Source organism: Oerskovia sp. Root22 (assembly GCF_001429135.1).
In the GTDB taxonomy this organism is placed as follows: domain Bacteria; phylum Actinomycetota; class Actinomycetes; order Actinomycetales; family Cellulomonadaceae; genus Oerskovia; species Oerskovia enterophila.
In genome coordinates this window covers 469,694-488,302 of record NZ_LMIL01000001.1, presented here as the reverse complement: position 1 = coordinate 488,302, position 18,609 = coordinate 469,694, and the positions used below count along the sequence as shown (strand labels likewise).

Genomic DNA, 18,609 nt, shown 5'->3' with positions numbered 1-18,609 from the left:
GTTCTCGACGACAACCGCATGCTCGACCCACGACAACCGCATGCTCGTCGCGCAGCCGGCTCCTGGGTAGGGTCGTCCGGTGCAGCCACCAAGAGAGGTCCTGGAGGCTTTCGGCGCCGTCGGCCCCGCGGTGAAGCTCGACGGCGGGCGGGGCGCCGCGTGGCGCGCGGGCGACCTGGTGCTCAAGCCGCTCGACGTGCTCCCGGCCGAGCTCGACTGGCTGCGGCGCCATGCGCCGGCCGTCTGCGACGACCTGCGGCTGAGCCTGCCTGCTCCGAGCCGGACGGGCGAGCTCGTCGTCGACGGCTGGACCGCGTTCCCGGTGCTCCAGGGCGAGCACGTCGCGGGACGGTGGGCCCGGATCGCCGACGTGGCGTGGCGGTTCGCGGAGGCGTTCGACGGCGCGGAGCGGCCGTCGTTCCTCGACGAGCGGACGCACGCCTGGGCTCGTGCGGACCGCCTCGCCTGGGGCGAGGACGCGGTGGAGGTGCCCGACGACGTCCCGCACCTCCCTGCGCTGCTCGCGGCCCGGCGGGTGGTCGCCGAACGGTCGACGATCGTCCACGGCGACCTCACGGGCAACGTGCTGTTCGCCGACAGCCTGCCGCCTGCGGTCATCGACCTCACGCTCTACTGGCGGCCCGTGCGGTACTCGGTGGCGATCGTCGCCGTCGACGCGGTCTGCTTCGAGGGAGCGCCGCTGTCTCTCCTCGGGACGATCGACCCGGGGGAGGGCTTCGCCCAGCACCTCGTGCGCGCACTGGTGTTCCGGATCGCGACGGACTGGTTCAACGGACTCCTGACCGAGACCTCCGAGGTCTATGCGGCGACAGTGGAGCAGGTGCTCGACCTGGCGACGCAGGGGCGGTAGCCGCACCCTCGCCGCGGCTGGCTGTCAGGGCGCGTCGGTGGCTTTCGCACCCGAGCGGTGCAGGGCCGCCACGACAGCTACGCCCGCGATCGTCAGGACTGGCCCGAGCACGAACGCCGCTACCTCCGCGGGCATCAGGCGACCGACGGTGTGCCCCTCGTCCGCGGCGACGCCCTCGACGTAGCCGGTGTAGGCACCCGCGGCGAACAACAGTGCTCCCACGACGATCGCGAGCCAGCACAGGACGAGGACGCCCCGTCGCAGACCTGGAGCCATGTCGTCTTCTCCTCGCTCGAACCGGCAGCTGCGGGAACCGTAGCGCAACAGCGAGATCCGCCGTCGGGAAGGTCTGGAGTGCCGCTGCGAGGATGCGTGGATGGCTGACGCAGAGACGTGGGACCTGCTCGACGACCAGGGCAGTCCCGCCGGGGAGGTGCACCGCCGAAGCGACCCGGGATGGCCCCTGGGCCGCTTCCACCTCATGGTGGCGACGTGCGTCGTCCGGTCCGACGGCCTGGTCCTGCTGACACGTCGCGCCGCGACCAAGACCTTTCCGTTTGCGTGGGAGATCCCCGGCGGCAGCGTGCTCGCGGGCGAGACCGGCGCTCAGGCGGCCGTGCGCGAGGTGCGCGAGGAGACGGGGCTCGTGATCGACGGCGAGTCCCTCACGCGGGTGGGCAGGGGGCTGCTGCCCACTGCGTTCCTCGACGTCTACGTCGCGGCCGTGCTCGGTCGCCCGCGGCTGGTCCTCGACCCGGCCGAGGTCGACGACGCCGCGTGGGTCAGCTGGGCCGAGGTCGAGGCGCAACGCGCCTCAGGAGGGATGCCTGCGCCCTGGGTCGGGAGCTTCGCCCCGCTCTGGTCGGAGCTCACGCGGGTTGTCGCGGAGGTGGCAGGCCGAGGGTGAGCCGCCAGACCACCGAGGCACGACCGGTCCACGAGCCCGTCAGTGGTGCAGGTCGATCGGGGGAGGGGCGCGGTGGTGCGTCGGTCGTAGCCATGGCCGCACGTTCGTGCCTCGACCGGGTCGAGGGTCAAGGAACCCAACGGTCGGCGGTTCCGTCCGGGGGGACAATAGGTGACAGCAATGTCTGCCGAGATAGAGGAGCCCCAAGTGCCCCAGGGAACAGTCCGATGGTTCGACGCCGACCGAGGCTTTGGCTTCATCGACCTCGGGAACGAGGCCGAAGACCTGTTCGTGCATGCGTCCGAGATCGTCGGTGACGACGGACCGAGGCTGCTCCGTGAGGGGCAGACCGTCGAGTTCGAGATGGGCGAGGGGGACCGTGGGCCCCAGGCGCGCCGCGTCCGTGTCACGGGCGACCGCGCCGCAGATGCGCCCATGGGCGTGCTCGGTACCGTCAACTGGTACGAGCCGACCAAGGGATACGGGTTCGTCACGCCCGACGACGACCGCACCGAGATCTTCGTGCACAGCTCGGCGATCGTCGGGGGCGGTGTGATCTCGGAGGGGCAGCGTGTGGCGTTCCTCGTCGTCGACGGGGAGAAGGGGCCGCAGGCCGACCACCTGCTCCCGCTCAGGGCCGAGGCCGCACGGCCCGCGTCAGACGGCGCGGACGGCACGGTGTCCTGGTACGACGACATCAAGGGCTTCGGGTTCATCGCTCCCGACTCGGGAGGCGACGACGTCTTCGTCCACGTCAAGGCGCTCGGCTCGGGGCTGACCGAGCTCTCCGAGGGCGACCGCGTGACGTATGACGTCGTCGACGGCGACAAGGGGCCGAACGCCCGCAACGTGCAGCTCGCACGCGGCTCCGGGGGCGGGCACGGCGGCATGGACCGCGGACGGCCGGGCCGTCCCGCCGCATCCGGCGGACCCGTGCGCGGCGGCGAGGGCACGGTTGCGCGCTACGACGAGGAGCGTGGTTTCGGTTTCATCACCCCCGATGACGGGGGCCTGGACCTGTTCGTGCACGTGTCGGTCGTGCGGGGTGACGAGGTCCTGGAGGAGGGCGACCGGGTCCGGTACAAGGTGCGCCAGAGCGACCGGGGACCGCAGGCTGACGCCGTCGAGCTGGCCTGAGCCAGGGGCGGGCGCCGCGAGCGAGGGGATGAGCGGCTCCAGGCGACCGGCCCCCTCGAACGACCACGGTGACCACCTCTCGCCGTGGTCGTTCGCGTGCGACACGATCTGCGTCGCCTCCTGGACGAGCCGTTCGACCCTGGGAATACTCCCCTCCAGGCCAAGGTTGAGCCTAGTGGACTCAAGTTCACGCCCCCGCCGCTTGCGCAGCGGCACGGACCGGCATAACTTGAGTGAGGACGACTCAACCGGCAGCCGGGTGGCGACACCCATCACCGGGCAGGGGAAGGTCCGGGCGAGCGCGCCACGACGCGCCGTCGGGCAGTGAACCGCCACGGGCTGCCGATCGAACGACACACACGTAGCAGCACACAGCAACACAACGGAGGCACGAACATGGCACGAGCGGTCGGAATCGACCTGGGCACCACCAACTCGGTGGTTGCCGTCCTCGAGGGTGGGGAGCCCACCGTCATCGCGAACGCCGAGGGCGCTCGCACGACCCCGTCGGTCGTCGCGTTCTCGAAGACCGGCGAGGTCCTCGTCGGCGAGATCGCCAAGCGTCAGGCGGTCACCAACGTCGACCGCACCATCACGTCGGTCAAGCGCCACATGGGCACCGACTGGTCGGTCGAGATCGACGACAAGAAGTACAGCGCGCAGGAGATCTCGGCGCGCGTGCTCGGCAAGCTGAAGCGCGACGCCGAGGAGTACCTGGGCGAGCCCGTCACGGACGCGGTCATCACGGTCCCGGCGTACTTCAACGACGCTGAGCGCCAGGCGACCAAGGACGCCGGGCAGATCGCGGGCCTCAACGTCCTGCGCATCGTCAACGAGCCCACCGCCGCCGCTCTGGCCTACGGCCTGGAGAAGGGCAAGGAGGACGAGCTCATCCTCGTCTTCGACCTCGGTGGTGGAACGTTCGACGTCTCCCTCCTCGAGGTGGGCAAGGACGAGGACGACTTCTCGACCATCCAGGTGCGCGCGACCTCGGGCGACAACCGCCTCGGTGGCGACGACTGGGACAACCGCATCGTCGAGCACCTCATCCAGCAGGTGAAGAACAGCTCGGGCGTCGACCTGTCCAAGGACAAGATCGCGCTCCAGCGTCTGCGTGAGGCTGCCGAGCAGGCGAAGAAGGAGCTCTCGTCCGCGACGAGCACCAACATCTCCATGCAGTACCTCTCGATGAGCGAGAACGGCCCCATCCACCTGGACGAGAAGCTCACGCGCGCTCAGTTCCAGCAGATGACGCAGGACCTCATCGACCGGACCAAGGCGCCGTTCCACGCCGTCATCCGTGACGCCGGCATCTCGGTCAACGACATCGACCACATCGTGCTCGTGGGTGGTTCCACCCGCATGCCCGCCGTGACCGAGGTCGTCAAGGAGCTCACGGGCGGCAAGGAGCCCAACAAGAGCGTCAACCCGGACGAGGTCGTGGCCGTCGGTGCCGCGCTGCAGGCCGGTGTCATCAAGGGCGAGCGCAAGGACGTCCTCCTGATCGACGTCACCCCGCTGTCCCTGGGCATCGAGACCAAGGGTGGCGTGATGACCAAGCTCATCGAGCGCAACACGGCCATCCCGACCAAGCGCAGCGAGGTCTTCTCGACCGCCGAGGACAACCAGCCGTCGGTGCTGATCCAGGTCTTCCAGGGTGAGCGCGAGTTCGCCCGAGACAACAAGCCGCTGGGCACGTTCGAGCTCACGGGCATCGCCCCGGCCCCGCGCGGCCTGCCGCAGATCGAGGTCACCTTCGACATCGACGCGAACGGCATCGTCCACGTCGGCGCCAAGGACCGCGGCACCGGCAAGGAGCAGAAGATGACCATCACCGGTGGCTCCGCGCTGCCGAAGGAGGACATCGACCGCATGGTCAAGGAGGCCGAGGAGCACGCGGCCGAGGACAAGAAGCGTCGCGAGGAGGCGGAGAACCGCAACCAGGCCGAGGCGTTCGTGTACTCGACCGAGAAGCTCGTCGCGGAGAACAAGGAGAAGCTCCCCGCTGAGGTCGTCACCGAGGTCGAGGCCGACATCGCGTCGGTCAAGACGGCGCTCGAGGGCACCGACGCGGAGGCCGTGAAGTCGGCCCACGAGAAGCTCCTGGCCTCGAGCCAGAAGATCGGCGAGGCGCTCTACGCCGCGGCGGAGCAGGAGCAGGCCGCGGGCAACCAGGGCGCGGCTGACGCCGACGCCGCTGCGGCCGCCGGTGCTCCGTTCGCGCCCGACGAGGACATCGTCGACGCGGAGATCGTGGACGAGGACGACAAGAAGTGACGAGCGACGCCCAGGGCCCCGAGGAGCTCGGCTCCGAGGACCAGCCCTTCCACTTCACCGACAAGCGCAAGGTGACCCCGGAGGGGCAGCCCAAGGAGGCTGCCCCCGAGGGGGCCGGCTCGGCAGGTGACGACGCCGAGAACGACCCGCTGGCGGGGCTCGACTTCGAGCCCACCGGTGAGGCCGGGGACGACGCAGCGCTGCTGGCTGCGCAGTCCGAGGCAGCTGCCCACCTCGACGCCCTCCAGCGTGAGCGGGCCAGCTTCACCAACTACCGCAACCGGTCGCTGCGTGACCAGGAGGCCGCGCGCGTCAAGGGCGTCGAGGACGTCCTGGCCGCGCTCCTGCCGGTCCTCGACGACATCGACCGGGCCCGCCAGCACGGCGAGCTCGACGGACCGTTCGTCGCGATCTCCGACAAGCTCGACGCGAGCCTCGCAAAGTTCGGCATCGAGCGGTACGGCGTCGTGGGCGAGGAGTTCGACCCGAACGTCCACGAGGCGCTCATGCACCAGGTGGACCCGCAGGCCACGTCGGCCACGGTCAACATGGTCATCGAGCCGGGCTACCGGATCGGCGAGAAGGTCGTGCGCGCCGCGCGCGTCTCGGTCGTCGGACCGGAGTAGGACGGTCGTGGGCGCCCGGTCCTCCGGGGCCGGGCACCCACGTTCCCGGTTGCCCGACGACGGAGCGCACCTTCCACGCGAAGGTGACGCTCCGCCGTCGGGCAGGCCGGGAGAGCAGGTCCCCGGGACCTGACGCACGACAGAACGACAGAACGAGCGAACGACTGAACGAACACCAAGACTTCAGAGAGCAGACGACCACCGGCCCGCGGCCGGTGACACCACGAGAGGAGGCGCCTTGACCGGTCAGGACTGGATCGAGAAGGACTTCTACGCCGCGCTCGGCGTCCCCAAGGATGCCGACGACGCCGCGATCAAGAAGGCGTACCGCAAGCTGGCCCGCACCTACCACCCCGACCAGAACCAGGGTGACGCCAAGGCCGAGGCGAAGTTCAAGGAGATCGGCGAGGCCTACGCGGTCCTCTCCGACGCCGAGCAGCGCCAGCAGTACGACGCGATCCGTGCCATGGCCGGCGGGGGCGCCCGCTTCTCCGCAGGAGCCGGTGGACCGGCCGGCGGGGCCGGAGGGTTCGAGGACATCTTCGGCGGCATGTTCGGCGGCGGCGGTGGCGGGGGAGGCCGCGTGCGGTACTCCACGCAGACCGGCGGAGGCGGAGGCTTCGAGGACATCCTCGGGTCGATGTTCGGCGGCGGGGGAGCCCAGACCGGGTTCCGTCCCAACGCGGCAAGGCCGCAGGCCGGTGCCGACGTGCACTCGTCCGCGACGCTCGGCTTCCGGCCCGCCGTCGAGGGCGCGACCGTCACCGTCTCGACCGAAGGCCGCACCGTCACGGCCCGCATCCCTGCCGGTGTGCGCGACGGCCAGAAGATCCGCCTGCGTGGCAAGGGGCGTCCGGGCGTCGCGGGCGGAGCGCCGGGCGACCTGGTCATCACGGTGCACGTCACGCCGCACCCCGTGTTCTCGGTCGACGACAAGCACAACCTGCGGCTCACGGTCCCCGTGACGTTCGCCGAGGCAGCGCTCGGTGCGACCATCGAGGTCCCGACGCTCGACGGCAAGCCCGTCAAGGTCAAGGTCCCCGCGGGCACGCCGTCCGGACGCACGCTGCGCGTCAAGGGCAAGGGCGTCAAGACCGCCAAGGCCACCGGAGACCTGCTCGTCACGATCCAGGTCGTCGTGCCGCAGAAGCTCTCGAAGGCCGCCAAGGAAGCGGTCGAGCAGCTCGCGGCAGCGACAGACGGCGAGAGCGACGTGCGTTCGGACCTGTTCGGACGCGCCGCGGAGTAGCAGGACCCGCGCTCGACGAGGCCCCCGCAGGCCTCGTCGAGCGCCACCCCCCGAGAGCAGAATGGTGAGAGGAGGACGCATGGTCAGGAAAGAGTCCGGAGCGGCAGCGGCACAGATGCCGTTCAACGCGTACGACGACGCCCCCGTGCTCGCCATCTCGCAGGCGGCGGCGCTCGCCGGGATGCACCCGCAGACGCTGCGCCAGTACGACCGGCTGGGGCTCGTGACCCCGCGCCGCACCATGGGGCGCGGGCGCCGGTACTCCCAGCGCGACGTCGCGAAGCTCCTCGAGGTCCAGCGGCTCTCCCAGGAGGAGGGCGTCAACCTCGCCGGGATCCGCCGCATCCTCGCGCTCGAGGAGCAGGTCGACCGGCTCGAGTCCCGGCTCGACGCGCTCTCGGCGCGGCTCGAGGGCGGGCGAGTCTTCGCCGCGGGGGTCAGCGGCGACGTGGTCATGGTCCCGCGCGGCCGACGGGTCCGGCGAGGCAGCCCGGAGGACGCCGGACGAACCGTCGCAGGGCAGGACACGGAGACCCGGGCACTCGTCCTCTGGCGGCCCGGGCGCGGGGACTGACCGCGCCGAGACCCGCGACGCGACGCGGGAAATGCCGGGCCGAACGCGAATCTCTTCGCATTTACGCGCGGTTCGTGTGACGTAAAATTGGCGGAATTCCGCCGAAGTGAGTGAGGCCTTGCTTCCTATACAAGGGCTGCATCAAGGAATACCGTGAAGGAAATGCACGGTTGATCTGCCCCTGTCCCTTGAGCAAGGAGAAGTCCCATGAGCAGCCTGATGGAGTTGCCCCAGGTCGTCGAGTGTTCGATCGACGGCTGCGGATACAACCACGAGCACGGCTGCCACGCCGGTGCCGTGACGATCGCCGCCCACGGCGGCGAGGCCGAGTGCGCCACGTTCATCCCGCTCACGGCCAAGGGCGGCCTCGAGAAGGTCATCGCCCACGTCGGCGCCTGCCAGCGCGGGGAGTGCGCCCACAACGAGTCGCTCGAGTGCAACGCCTCCTCGATCCGCGTCGGAGCCGGCCCCCTGGGCGCCGACCACGCGGACTGCCTCACCTACGCTCCTCGCTGAGCGAGTCCCGACCCCTCGCGCAACGTCCCCCCTCGCGCGTTCCCCCTCGACGCCCTGCTCGTCCCTCGCCGGACGACGGGCGTCGAGGTGTTTCCGGGGACACGGCGCCTCGAGGAGGAAGGTCTCTCAGCGCCCGAGCGCCTGGAGGAGCGACGCGGCTCCCGCGTGAGCGGTCGGGAGCGGCTCGACCCAGACGCGCGGAGGTCGCCGGAGCACCGCGGTGACGCCGTAGGAGAGCGCGGTGCGCTCGATCCGGTGCCGCAGCTCGGAGCGCACCGGCTCGAGGTCCGCGCCGCGCTCGCACAGCGCGGCGTAGACGCCCCCACCGAGCGTCGCGACGGGATGGCCCGTGCCGAACACCTCGGTGAAGATCTTGCCCATCGCGGCCGCGCGCGCGACCTTCTGCCAACCGTCGATCCGGTCGACCGCGACGTCCACGAGCAGCAGGCAGTGGGTGCGGGACGCGGGGCGTCCGCTGCGCTCGCCCGCGCCGTACGTCTCACGCAGACGCTGCACGAGGTACTCGGGGGTGGCCAGGCCCGACCGCGGGTCGGTCGTGAGCGGGACCAGGAGGCTCGGCTCGTTGCCGCGGACCCATCCGGTGCTCAGGGCGCGCAGGGTGTCGAGCTCGGGCTGGGTGCCCCAGGCGCCGAACAGGCACGCGAGGTCGTCGATCGTCTCGCCCATGCTGATGCCGACGTGCCCCCGAGCCTCACCGAGCCGGTCGGCGGCAGGGGCCGTGGGGCGTCCGTCCGTCAGCGCCTCGGCCAACGCTTCCACCGCAGGGTGGTACCAGTCGCCGGGGCGCAGCCAGACGGAGTCCATGCTCGCCGCCTGCCACTCGGCGAGCAGCGAGTCGACGGCTGGCTGGGGGTAGCCAGGTCGTAGGTCCATACCCATGAGACCCCTCAGGCCGACACTCATGACGCGATACCGACCGAGCACTTTGGTTTCATCCGCTCGGAGGTCCGGGCGGTTCGCGAGGATCGCCCCTGCGAGGATAGGACAAGCAGCGCATATCGCCCGTGAGACGTTGAAAACACTGGGGTTCGTGACGTCTACTATGAGCGAGAGGAGCCTCAACTGCACGAGGCGCAGTCAGGGGCGAGGGAATGACCCAGGTCGAGACGTACGCGGACGGCGCTTCGACGAGCGACGCCGAGCTGATCACCGCCGTGCGCGGTGGCGACCACTCCGCGTTCGGTGCACTCTACGAGCGGCACGCCGCTGCCGCCCGTACCGTGGCGCGCCAGTACGTCCACTCGACCTCGGACGCGGACGACGTGGTGTCCGAGGCGTTCGCCAAGGTCCTCGGCATCCTGCAGACCGGCGGGGGACCGGACGTCACGTTCCGTGCCTACCTCTTCACGGTCGTCCGCCGCCTCTCGTACGACCTGGTGAACGGAGTCAGGCGCACCCAGCCGACCGACGACGTCGAGACCTTCGAGACCGCGTTCGGCCCCATGGCCTCGACCGAGGACCCGACCCTGCAGGGTTTCGAGCGGTCGATCGTGACCAAGGCCTACCAGGGCCTGCCCGAGCGGTGGCAGGCCGTCCTCTGGTACACCGAGGTCGAGGAGATGAACCCGGCCCAGATCGCGCCCCTGCTCGGGCTGTCGGCCAACGGAGTCTCGGCCCTCGCCTACCGCGCGCGAGAGGGGCTGCGTCAGGCCTACCTCCAGCAGCACCTGACGGGAGCGGCGAGCGAGGGGTGCGAGGTCGTCAACCCGCTGCTCGGCTCCTACGTCCGGGGAGGGCTCGCGAAGCGGGAGAACGCCAAGGTCGACGCGCACCTCGAAGGCTGTGGCGAGTGCCGAGGGCTCGTGCTCGAGCTCGGTGACGTCTCGCACGGCATGCGTGCGGTGATCGCGCCCCTGGTGTTCGGGGTCGCGGGACTCGGGCTGGTGGGGCACGCGCTCCCGATCGTCGGCGGCGGTGCCGTCGCGGGCGGAGCCGGTGCGGGAACCGGGGCCTCGGCGAGCGCCTCCGGGACGACAGCAGGTACCTCCGGTGGTGCCGCGGCAGGGGGGAGCAGTGCCGTCGGGGCCGGGGGAGGCGCAGCGGCGACGGCCGGAGCAGCCGGTGGAACCACGGCCGCGGGTGCCGGGGCGGGCGGGGCCGTGGGAGCCGCAGCCGCCGCCGGTGCGACCGGTGCCGTGGCTGCCGGATCAGGGGCGGCCGTGGCCGGTGCGACAGGGATCGCCGCCTTCATCGCAGCATCACCGCTGGTCGCGGCGGCCGTCGGCGTCGTGGCCATCGCGGCTGTCGGCGTAGGCGTCGTCGCGGTGAACGGTGGATTCTCGTCCGACACGCCGCCCAGCGCGGGTGCGAGCCCGGACCCTTCCCAGTCTCCGACCGACACGCCGACCGGATCTCCGACGACAGCACCCACGCCCCCGAGCGCGGACCCCACGTCCCCCGCCAACCTGGCGCCGCTCGAGGAGGACGGCACCGGCTCGACGCCGCTGACCGCGGGCGGGAACACCGGCGGGGGCGCGGGCGGGACCGGCGCTGGCACCGGTGGCGACGCGGGTGGCGGTACGGGCACCGCCGGCGATCAGGCAGGGCCCGGGACGACCGTCCCGGCGACGCCCCTCACCCCGGTCGATCCGGTCGATCCGGTGGACCCGGTCGATCCGGTCGATCCGGTCGACCCGGTGGACCCGGTCGATCCCGCTCCGGCCACGCTCGATCTGGCCTTCGCGCCACTCCAGCTCGCTCCTCGCGACCCTGAGGATCTGACGCTCACGGCGTCGAACACCGGTGGGACGTCCGCCGAGGAGGTCGTCGTCGACGTCACGCTCCCGGCCAACGTCTCGGTCGTGAGCTCCACGGTCATTGCCGGGCGGGGCGTGGTGCCCGCCCTGAAGGCCGCGGCGCTCCCGTGCGGCACGGCCGTGCCTCAGGGCGACGGGACCTCGCTCGTGACCTGCACGGTCGGCGTGCTGGCGCCAGGGGAGAACAAGGAGCTGGTCGTCACGGTGCAGGCCTCCCGCGGAGGCACGTACAGCTTCGGTGGCACTGTCCACGGCAAGGGCCTGGTGCCCGTGAAGAAGACCTACGCGCCGGCGCCGGTCCAGTCCTACGGCGCCGAGGTGGACCTTGCGACCCCCGTCGTGGGTGAGCTGCTCAACCCCGGTGCGTCGGCGGTCCGGCTCTCGGCCCGGAACACCGGTGACGTCGACGCCCAGGGACTCACGTTCTCGGTGGGGAACCTTCCGTCGGGGAGCTCGGCCCGCGCCCTGACGCCTGGATGGTTCTGCGAGCCCGACGGATCGTCGGCGCGCTGCTCGGTGACCGGCGCAGGCGGACTCCCGGCGCCGGACGCGAGCGCGAGTGCCGGACCGGCCGTCGTGCTCGACGTGCAGCTGGTCGCAGACGGCGGGGCCCCGGCGTCGACGACCGGTCTGACGTTCGCGGCCTCGGCGAGCTCCGACGGGAAGTCGGTCCAGGACTCCGCGAGCGCGACGCTCCGGGTCGGCTCCCCGTGGGCCGGTGCGGAAGACGCGATCCCCTCGGGGACCCGCGCGGTTCCCCAGTGCGTCGGCGTCGACGCGAGCACAGCCTCGATCGCTCTCGCAGGCGTCACCAACACGACCGCGTACGACGACCTCCGGGTGCGTCTCGACGCCGTCGGCTCGACCTCGCCCGTCGTCGGACTGACTCGTGGCGAGACGGCCGACCTCCGGCTGGACGACGGGTACCGCTTCCCCGAGGGCAAGGCGACCCTGACGCTCGCGACCACCGTCGCAGGCGCCGAGTACACCCGTCCGGTCGAGGCGGGTGCCTTCGAGGCTCTCGACTGCTATCGGGTCCCGGACGGCGACTGGCTGGCCGCCGCCACGGTCACCGCAGAGAACGTGGGCGGTACGGTCCGTCTCGTCGGTTCTGCGACCAACACGTCGACGACCCCGATGGACGTGCGGATGCTCGCGCCGGAGGGTCTGGGTGACGTCGCGGACTCGAAGGTGGTCACGCTCGCGCCGGGTGCGACGGGGACGTTCGTGATCGACACGGGCAGGGCTGCGGTCGAGGCCGGGAAGGTCGCCTTCCACCAGGCCCGCTGGGTCGAGGACATCGGTCCGGGCGAGGACGGACCTCCCAGCGACGGCAAGGAGTACACGCACACCACGACCGCTGCGTTCGAGGGTGCGGTGATCGCTCCGAAGGTCGTGCAGCCGGTGGTGGGTGAGTGTCGTTTCGACGTGGCGWCGCGGACGTCGGTGTTCGACGTGGTGTTCGTGTTCGACAACTCGTCCTCGACGCTTCCGGTGGTGTTCGGGGTCGTGGGGCATGAGGGGCTGCGCACGGAGGTGGGTGCGGGCGAGAAGGCGAGCGTGACGGCGTCGGGCCTGGTGCAGGGGTTGGCTGCGCAGGACGTCAGCGTGCTGACCGATGGTCGGTCGGCGGGTTCGTTCACGGTGCAGGGTGAGAGCTGTTATGTGCCGGCGTGGTCGCAGGAGTTCTCGGTGGCTGCGCAGAACGTGGGTGGTGCGGTTCGTCTGGTGGGTACGTTGACGAACACGACGGCTGAGGCCATGGACGTGCGGATGCTCGCGCCGGAGGGCTGGGGGACGTCAAGGACTCGGAGAAGGTCACGCTCGCGCCGGGTGCGACGGGGACGTTCGTGATCGAGACGGGCAGGGCTGCGGTCGAGGCCGGGGAGGTCACCTTCCGCCAGTACCGCTGGGTCACCGAGGTCGGTGCACCGGGCAAGGGATACACGCAGAACCAGGCCGTGCTGTTCCCGGCTGCGTCGATCGCGCCCACGAGCCCGGCGCCAGCCGTCGGCCAGTGCGTGTTCGACCCGGACGCGCACTCGTCGTCGGCCCCTGTGACGCTCACGTTCGACAACTCGGCCTCCACGCTCCCCGTGCCGTTCACGGTGACGGGACGTGACGACCTCTCCCGGACGGTCGCCGCCGGGCAGACCGAGACGGTCAGCACGAGCGTCGGTCCCGCGGGCGCGACGTTCACGGTCCTGGCCGACGGTGCCCAGCTCGCGAGCCACACCGTCCCGGGCGTGAGCTGCTACGCGCCCGACTGGACGGTCAAGGCCTCCGCGACGTCCGCAGTCCTCGATCGCACGGTCCGCCTGACGGGCCGACTGACCAACTCCTCGAACGAGTCGATGCAGGTCTCGATGGTCACCCCGTACGGCACCGCCGGTGCTCCGGTAACGGTCGAGCCCGGGGCCACGGCCACGTTCACCCAGGACACGGGCAAGAGCGAGGTCCCTGCGGGGGTGGTCGAGCTCCGGCAGTCGCGCACGGTCGACGGCAAGGAGTACACGAGCACCGCGACCGCGGGCTACGAGGCGGCGCGCTACGTGCCGGTCGTCGTCGCTCCCGTCGTCGGTGCTCCCACGGTCGGTGCCTGCTGGTTCGAGGACAACGATCAGCGCTCGTACCAGCCCGTCACCTTCGTGTACGACAACACGGCGTCGACCCAGGCCGTGACGTTCCACATCGAGGGTTCGGCCGCGGTCGTCCGCGACTCGACCCGCACGGTGCAGCCCGGGACGAGCATCCAGGTCAAGGCGCCCAGCGCGGGTGAGGGCGGCGCGACCTACCGCGTCGTGACCGACGCGGGGACGTCGTGGACCTTCCAGGTCGCCGGGAAGTCGTGCCTGCCCGCCTGGCAGTACGGGCAGTTCTACGTCCGGGGTGACCGCGTCGTGAGCCATGGCACGAACTACGTCGCGACGATCTCCCACCTCTCGTTCTTCACGCCGCACACCCTCCTGGGGAGTGCGACGTGGGACGCGGAGTAGACCCTCAGTCGCGCGGCCTCGCGGCCTGGGGCTCGTCGGCCACAGGGACTGCGAGCGGCGCAAGGTGGTAGGACGCCAGGTCCGTCGCGGCCGTCGGTGCGCGTCCGTCGCCGAACGGTGAACCACCGAGCGCCTCGCGCCCGTGGGGGGTCAGCCATCCCGAGAGGTCAGGGCCGTCGGGCACGATCCCGCTCGGGTTGAGCTGCGTGTGCACGCGGTAGTAGTGGTGCTTGATGTGGTCGAAGTTCACGGTGTCGCCGAACCCCGGCGTCTGGAACAGGTCCCGCACGTAGGCCCACAGGACGCGGTCCTCGGTGATCTTGTTGCGGTTGGTCTTGAAGTGCCCGTGGTAGACCGCGTCGAAGCGCACGAGCGTCGTGAAGAGCCGCACGTCGGCCTCGGTGATGTGGTCACCCACCAGGTAGCGGCGCTCCGACAACCGGTCCGACAACCAGTCGAGCCGTTCGAAGAGGATCCCGAACGCCGTGTCGTACTTCTCCTGCGAGTCCGCGAACCCGGCCCGGTAGACCCCGTTGTTGACGTCGAGGAAGACCTTCTCGGCGACGTCGTCGATCTCGTCGCGCCACGCCTCGGGGTACAGGTCGGGCGCGCCGGGGCGGTGGTAGGCGGTCCACTCGGTCGACAGGTCGAGCGTGATCTGCGGGTAGTCGTTCGTGACGAGCAGCCGCGAGGGCACGTCGACGATCGCCGGCACGCTCACACCGCCGTCGTCCTCAGGGTCGCGCGCGAGGTAGTGCTCGGCGAGGAAGCGTGAGCCGAGCTCGGGGTCGATCCCGTCGCGGTCGAGCGTGAAGCGCCACGACCGGGAGTCCTGGATCGGGTCGACGATCCCCAACGAGATCGCGCCCTCGAGCCCCAGCAGGCGCCGCACGATGATCGAGCGGTGCGCCCACGGGCACGCGAGGCTTGCGACGAGGCGGTAGCGGCCCGGCTCGACGGGCCACCTGCCCTGGTCGTCGCCCTGGCCGCCGGGCTGCGAGGTGCTGCTCGCCGCGATCCGGTCGGTGAAGTGCGGGCCGCGGCGCTTCCAGCCGCGCGGTACGGGGTTCGATCCGGTCGAGTCGCTCATGCTCCGAACCTACGTCGGTGGCCGGGGACGTGCAGCGATCCGGGTCACGGGGCGGGTGTGACGTCCGTCCGGACCGGGCGCAGACCGGACCCGACCACCCGGGACGTGCCGTCGTCGTGCACCTCGACGAGGACCGTGACCGACTGCGAGACCGTCCACCCCGACAAGCGGGCCCCGACGGGGACCGTGCCGATCGTCCCGGTCGTGGGCGTCGGCGCCGTCCAGCCTCCCGTGAGCGCGACGCTCTGCGTGCACTCGACCGACGCCATCGCGAAGATCCCCCGGGTGGACGAGGCCCAGGCCGGGGCGGGCTCCTCGAGCGTGCAGGCGCGCTGCTCGGTCCCGGCGTCGGGCGAGAGGTCGGGCAGGGGGAAGCCCTGGGTGTGCGCGGTCGCGAGCTGGTCGGCGTCCGTCACGTCGAGCGCGGGGGCGGGCTGCCCGGTGCTCGCGTACGCGACCACGTCCTGGAGGGCGAGGTCCCCGCGGGCGCGCGCGTCGCCGTCGGGCACGACGGCGGAGCCGCCCGAGAGCGCGGGCTGCGGCAGGGCGACGGCCGGGTCGGTCGCCAGCCGGTAGGTCAGCAGCCAGGGGTCGCCCTCGCCCGCGCGCGTGAAGAACGTCGACTCGACATACTCGCCCGTGGTGTCGCCGACCGCTGTGTCGCCCGGTGCGCTCAGCGAGTAGAACCAGTCCGCGGTGCCACGCTCCGGGGCGGCGAGTGCGCCCGCGGTCGAGGTGTAGGGCGCGACGGGCGCGGCCCCCTGCGCGACCTGCGCGGCGTAGGCGAAGGTCGAGGCGCGCAGGCTCGGCCCCGTCTCGACGAGCGAGAGAGCAGCCGCGTCCCGGGCCGCGTTCGCGGTGTTCCGTGCCGAGGTGAGTCCCGCGAAGAGCGTGTCGGCCTCGGCGCGGGTCGTGACGGGTTCACGCACGGCGACAGAGGGCACAGCCGGTGCCGCGGTGGCTCCGGTCCCGGTGCACCCCGTCAGGAGCACGAGCGCGACGCCTGCGCCGAGGAGGCCGACGGACGGTCGGGCGGGCGGTGGGAGGACGGGCACGGCGGAGAGGACCTCGCGGGGACGGAACGGATGAACCGGTCCATCCAACCCCGGCGGGGCGTCCCGGCCAAACCGGTCCTCGAGGCCCGGGTGGTCTCTCGCACCGGAGCCGTGCTGCCGGGCCGCGCCGATCCCCCCACGGAATCACGAGCGCCCGACCCGGCAGCACCTGTCCTCAGGCGGCGTCCCCCGAGCCGCTGAGGACGACGTGGGTCTGCGGGTCGAACCGGTAGCCGAGCCCGCGGACGGTCGTGATGACGTGCTGGAGGCCGAGCTTCTCGCGCAGCCGCCGCACGTGGACGTCGATCGTCCGGCTGCCGTCGCGCACGGCGTCGGCTCCCCAGACGGTCGACAGGAGCTCCTCGCGGGTCACGACGCGGTGCGCCGAGCGGTAGAGGTGCGACAGGAGCTCGAACTCCTTGTACGTGAGGCGCTGGACCGAGCCGTCGACGGTGACCCGCCGACCGACCGGGTCGATCACGACGCGCGGGAACGGCGACAGGGCCGCGAGGCGGTCGCGGAACGCGTTGACGTCTCCGAGCGGGGCCAGGTCCGGTGCCGGGGTGGGCACCTCGGCGCGGCGGGCCGCGCTGCGCCCACGCACCTTGCGTCGACCGTGGTCGACGAGCGGCTCGTGCGAGTCGGTCGCCGGTTCGGAGAGCGTCAGGGCCGTGTAGGTCTCGGCGGCCGGCAGCCATTCCCGGGCGAGCTCTCCGAGGGCCTCGGCGAGCTCGACGAGCTCGGCCTGCGGGTGCTCGCCCGACGCCGCGTCGACCCCGACGTACAGGACGAACCCGGGGTGGTTGCGGCGGTGCGCGGCGTGGGGCTGGGCGGTCTTCTGGGTCAGCGTGGTCATGCGAGGCTCCGTGGGTCTTCCCGCTCGACGGCGAGGAGCCGGAGCGGCGCCGACGAGGGTCGGCAGGGTTGTCAGGGGGCTGAGCGAGTCAGGCCGGACAACAGACGCAGGAGGACATGCTGACGCTCGGGCGCCGGGTGGCACCGCGGAAGCTCAGCGAGGGGGTCACCAGGTGAGCATGGCAGCGGTGCCGAAGGCCGCCAAGGGGAAGAACCGAAGATCTCACAAGGTGAGACGCGAAAATGGGACGGACGTGGCGTCGTCGGGCATCGTCACGCAGGACGGGGCCGCCAGGTCCTCCCGGCGGCCCCGCTCCGAGCGCTCGGACGTCGACCCGGTCAGACGACGCCGTACAGGCGGTCGCCCGCGTCACCCAGGCCGGGGACGATGTAGGCCTTCTCGTCGAGCCGCTCGTCGACCGCGGCCACGACGAGCTGGACGTCGACCCGGTCGCCGATCGCCTTCTCGAGGACCTCGATGCCCTCCGGGGCCGCGAGCAGGCACACCGCCGTCACGTCACGGGCGCCACGCTCGAACACGTAGTCGATCGCCGCGACGAGCGTCCCGCCGGTCGCGAGCATGGGGTCGAGCAGGAACACGTGGCGACCCGTCAGGTCGTCCGGGAGGCGGTTGGCGTACGTGACGGCCTCGAGCGTCTCCTCGTCGCGCTGCATCCCCAGGAAGCCCACCTCGGCGGTGGGCAGCAGGCGGGTCATGCCCTCGAGCATCCCCAGGCCGGCACGCAGGATGGGGACGACGAGCGGGCGGGGCTCGGCGATGCGGACCCCGACCGTCGTGGTGACCGGGGTCTCGACCTCGTGGGGCTCGACCCGGACGTCCCGCGTCGCCTCGTAGGCCAGCAGGGTCACGAGCTCGTCCACCAGGAGGCGGAAGGTCGGGGAGGCGGTGTCCTTGTTGCGAAGGACGGTGAGCTTGTGGGCGACCAGCGGGTGGTCGGCGACGTGCAGGCGCATGGTTCGAGGGTACCGCCCGGTAGCCTCGGGAGCATGGTCCCCGACGACGTCGCCCCCACCGCAGAGTCCGGCCCAGGAACGCCCGGCCCTGCGGGGCTCGACCTCCCCTGGGCGAGCGGGACCTTCCCGCCCGACACGGTCGCGGCCCGCCGCGCGGTCTGGGACGAGCTCATGGGGCTCGCGCTGCACGAGGCGACCCACGCGCTGGCGACGGGCGACGTGCCCATCGGGGCGCTCGTCGTCGGGCCCGACGGGCGTCTGCTCGGCCTCGGGCGCAACCGGCGCGAGGAGATCGGCGACCCCACGGCCCACGCCGAGGTGCTCGCGCTGCGTCAGGCCGCCGCGACGCTCGGCTCGTGGCGCCTCGAGGGGTGCACGCTCGTCGTGACGCTCGAGCCGTGCGCCATGTGCGCCGGGGCGACGACGCTCGCGCGGGTCGAGCGCCTCGTGCTCGGCGCCTGGGATCCCAAGGCGGGCGCGTGCGGCTCGGTGTGGGACATCGTGCGCGACCGGCGCAACCCTCACCGCGTCGAGGTCGTGGGAGGCGTCCGCGACGTCGAGTGCGGCGACCTCATCCGGGAGTTCTTCGAGACGCAGCGCTGAGAGGCGAAGCGGGCCCGGCTCATCCGGAGCGGGTGATGTTTACGTTGCCACGAATGCGGATGTTTACGTTGACATCGGTGATTCGTCACCCTAGCCTGACC

The 18,609-nt window shown here is 71.6% G+C and carries 17 protein-coding genes; 11 read left to right on the top strand and 6 right to left on the bottom strand.

Features of this window, described 5'->3' with window-relative positions:
* Nucleotides 1–79: 79 nt before the first annotated feature.
* Nucleotides 80–871: a TIGR02569 family protein gene (locus tag ASE15_RS02030; protein ID WP_157277096.1), complete on the top strand. Its 792-nt coding sequence runs from the start codon at nucleotides 80–82 to the stop codon at nucleotides 869–871.
* Nucleotides 872–895: 24 nt separating this feature from the next.
* Here ASE15_RS02030 and ASE15_RS02025 read toward each other — a convergent pair whose 3' ends face one another.
* Nucleotides 896–1,147: a hypothetical protein gene (locus tag ASE15_RS02025; protein ID WP_056644865.1), complete on the bottom strand. Its 252-nt coding sequence runs from the start codon at nucleotides 1,145–1,147 to the stop codon at nucleotides 896–898.
* Nucleotides 1,148–1,247: 100 nt separating this feature from the next.
* Here ASE15_RS02025 and ASE15_RS02020 point away from each other — a divergent pair, with 100 nt between their 5' ends.
* The 7 genes from ASE15_RS02020 (at nucleotide 1,248) to ASE15_RS01990 (ending at nucleotide 8,157) form a co-directional block, all read left to right on the top strand.
* The gene (locus ASE15_RS02020) at nucleotides 1,248–1,778 is read left to right on the top strand and encodes an NUDIX domain-containing protein (protein ID WP_056760870.1); all 531 of its coding nucleotides are present in this window, start codon (nucleotides 1,248–1,250) and stop codon (nucleotides 1,776–1,778) included.
* A 207-nt stretch (nucleotides 1,779–1,985) separates the two neighbouring features.
* Entirely contained in the window at nucleotides 1,986–2,915 is a 930-nt protein-coding gene (locus ASE15_RS21725; protein WP_056760868.1) for a cold-shock protein, read from the top strand.
* Between the two features lie 396 nt (nucleotides 2,916–3,311).
* Nucleotides 3,312–5,192: a molecular chaperone DnaK gene (dnaK, locus tag ASE15_RS02010; RefSeq protein WP_056644875.1), complete on the top strand. Its 1,881-nt coding sequence runs from the start codon at nucleotides 3,312–3,314 to the stop codon at nucleotides 5,190–5,192.
* A complete protein-coding gene (gene grpE, locus ASE15_RS02005) occupies nucleotides 5,189–5,818 on the top strand; it encodes a nucleotide exchange factor GrpE (protein ID WP_056760864.1) in 630 nt (209 codons plus the stop codon). The genes dnaK and grpE overlap by 4 nt, the downstream gene beginning before the upstream one ends.
* Nucleotides 5,819–6,056: 238 nt before the next feature.
* Nucleotides 6,057–7,067: a DnaJ C-terminal domain-containing protein gene (locus ASE15_RS02000; protein WP_056760860.1), complete on the top strand. Its 1,011-nt coding sequence runs from the start codon at nucleotides 6,057–6,059 to the stop codon at nucleotides 7,065–7,067.
* Between the two features lie 79 nt (nucleotides 7,068–7,146).
* Nucleotides 7,147–7,641 carry a heat shock protein transcriptional repressor HspR gene (locus ASE15_RS01995; protein WP_082618104.1) on the top strand — a complete coding sequence of 165 codons (495 nt, stop codon included), beginning with the start codon at nucleotides 7,147–7,149 and terminating at the stop codon, nucleotides 7,639–7,641.
* 207 nt (nucleotides 7,642–7,848) lie between these two features.
* On the top strand, nucleotides 7,849–8,157 hold the full coding sequence (locus tag ASE15_RS01990) for a DUF1540 domain-containing protein (protein WP_056644890.1): 309 nt from the start codon (nucleotides 7,849–7,851) through the stop codon (nucleotides 8,155–8,157).
* 126 nt (nucleotides 8,158–8,283) lie between these two features.
* On the opposite strand, the gene ASE15_RS01985 is transcribed toward ASE15_RS01990, so the two are convergent.
* On the bottom strand, nucleotides 8,284–9,051 hold the full coding sequence (locus ASE15_RS01985) for a hypothetical protein (protein WP_056644893.1): 768 nt from the start codon (nucleotides 9,049–9,051) through the stop codon (nucleotides 8,284–8,286).
* 218 nt (nucleotides 9,052–9,269) lie between these two features.
* On the opposite strand from ASE15_RS01985, the gene ASE15_RS21720 reads away from it, so the two are divergent.
* Nucleotides 9,270–12,788, top strand: a complete 3,519-nt coding sequence (locus tag ASE15_RS21720) for a sigma-70 family RNA polymerase sigma factor (RefSeq protein ID WP_056760853.1) — start codon at nucleotides 9,270–9,272, stop codon at nucleotides 12,786–12,788.
* Nucleotides 12,785–13,930 (top strand): hypothetical protein, encoded by a 1,146-nt coding sequence (locus ASE15_RS01975; protein WP_056760847.1) that lies wholly within the window; start codon nucleotides 12,785–12,787, stop codon nucleotides 13,928–13,930. The genes ASE15_RS21720 and ASE15_RS01975 overlap by 4 nt, the downstream gene beginning before the upstream one ends.
* A gap of 4 nt (nucleotides 13,931–13,934) precedes the next feature.
* Here ASE15_RS01975 and ASE15_RS01970 read toward each other — a convergent pair whose 3' ends face one another.
* From ASE15_RS01970 to upp, 4 genes are all read right to left on the bottom strand, one after another.
* On the bottom strand, nucleotides 13,935–15,020 hold the full coding sequence (locus ASE15_RS01970) for a glutathione S-transferase family protein (protein ID WP_082608375.1): 1,086 nt from the start codon (nucleotides 15,018–15,020) through the stop codon (nucleotides 13,935–13,937).
* Nucleotides 15,021–15,064: 44 nt separating this feature from the next.
* Nucleotides 15,065–16,075 (bottom strand): hypothetical protein, encoded by a 1,011-nt coding sequence (locus ASE15_RS01965; RefSeq protein ID WP_056644902.1) that lies wholly within the window; start codon nucleotides 16,073–16,075, stop codon nucleotides 15,065–15,067.
* Between the two features lie 175 nt (nucleotides 16,076–16,250).
* Nucleotides 16,251–16,931 (bottom strand): winged helix-turn-helix domain-containing protein, encoded by a 681-nt coding sequence (locus tag ASE15_RS21715; RefSeq protein WP_056644905.1) that lies wholly within the window; start codon nucleotides 16,929–16,931, stop codon nucleotides 16,251–16,253.
* Nucleotides 16,932–17,269: 338 nt separating this feature from the next.
* A complete protein-coding gene (upp, locus tag ASE15_RS01955; RefSeq protein WP_056644908.1) occupies nucleotides 17,270–17,905 on the bottom strand; it encodes a uracil phosphoribosyltransferase in 636 nt (211 codons plus the stop codon).
* Nucleotides 17,906–18,076: 171 nt separating this feature from the next.
* On the opposite strand from upp, the gene ASE15_RS01950 reads away from it, so the two are divergent.
* Nucleotides 18,077–18,508 (top strand): nucleoside deaminase, encoded by a 432-nt coding sequence (locus tag ASE15_RS01950; protein WP_056761425.1) that lies wholly within the window; start codon nucleotides 18,077–18,079, stop codon nucleotides 18,506–18,508.
* The last annotated feature ends 101 nt before the right edge of the window (nucleotides 18,509–18,609 follow it).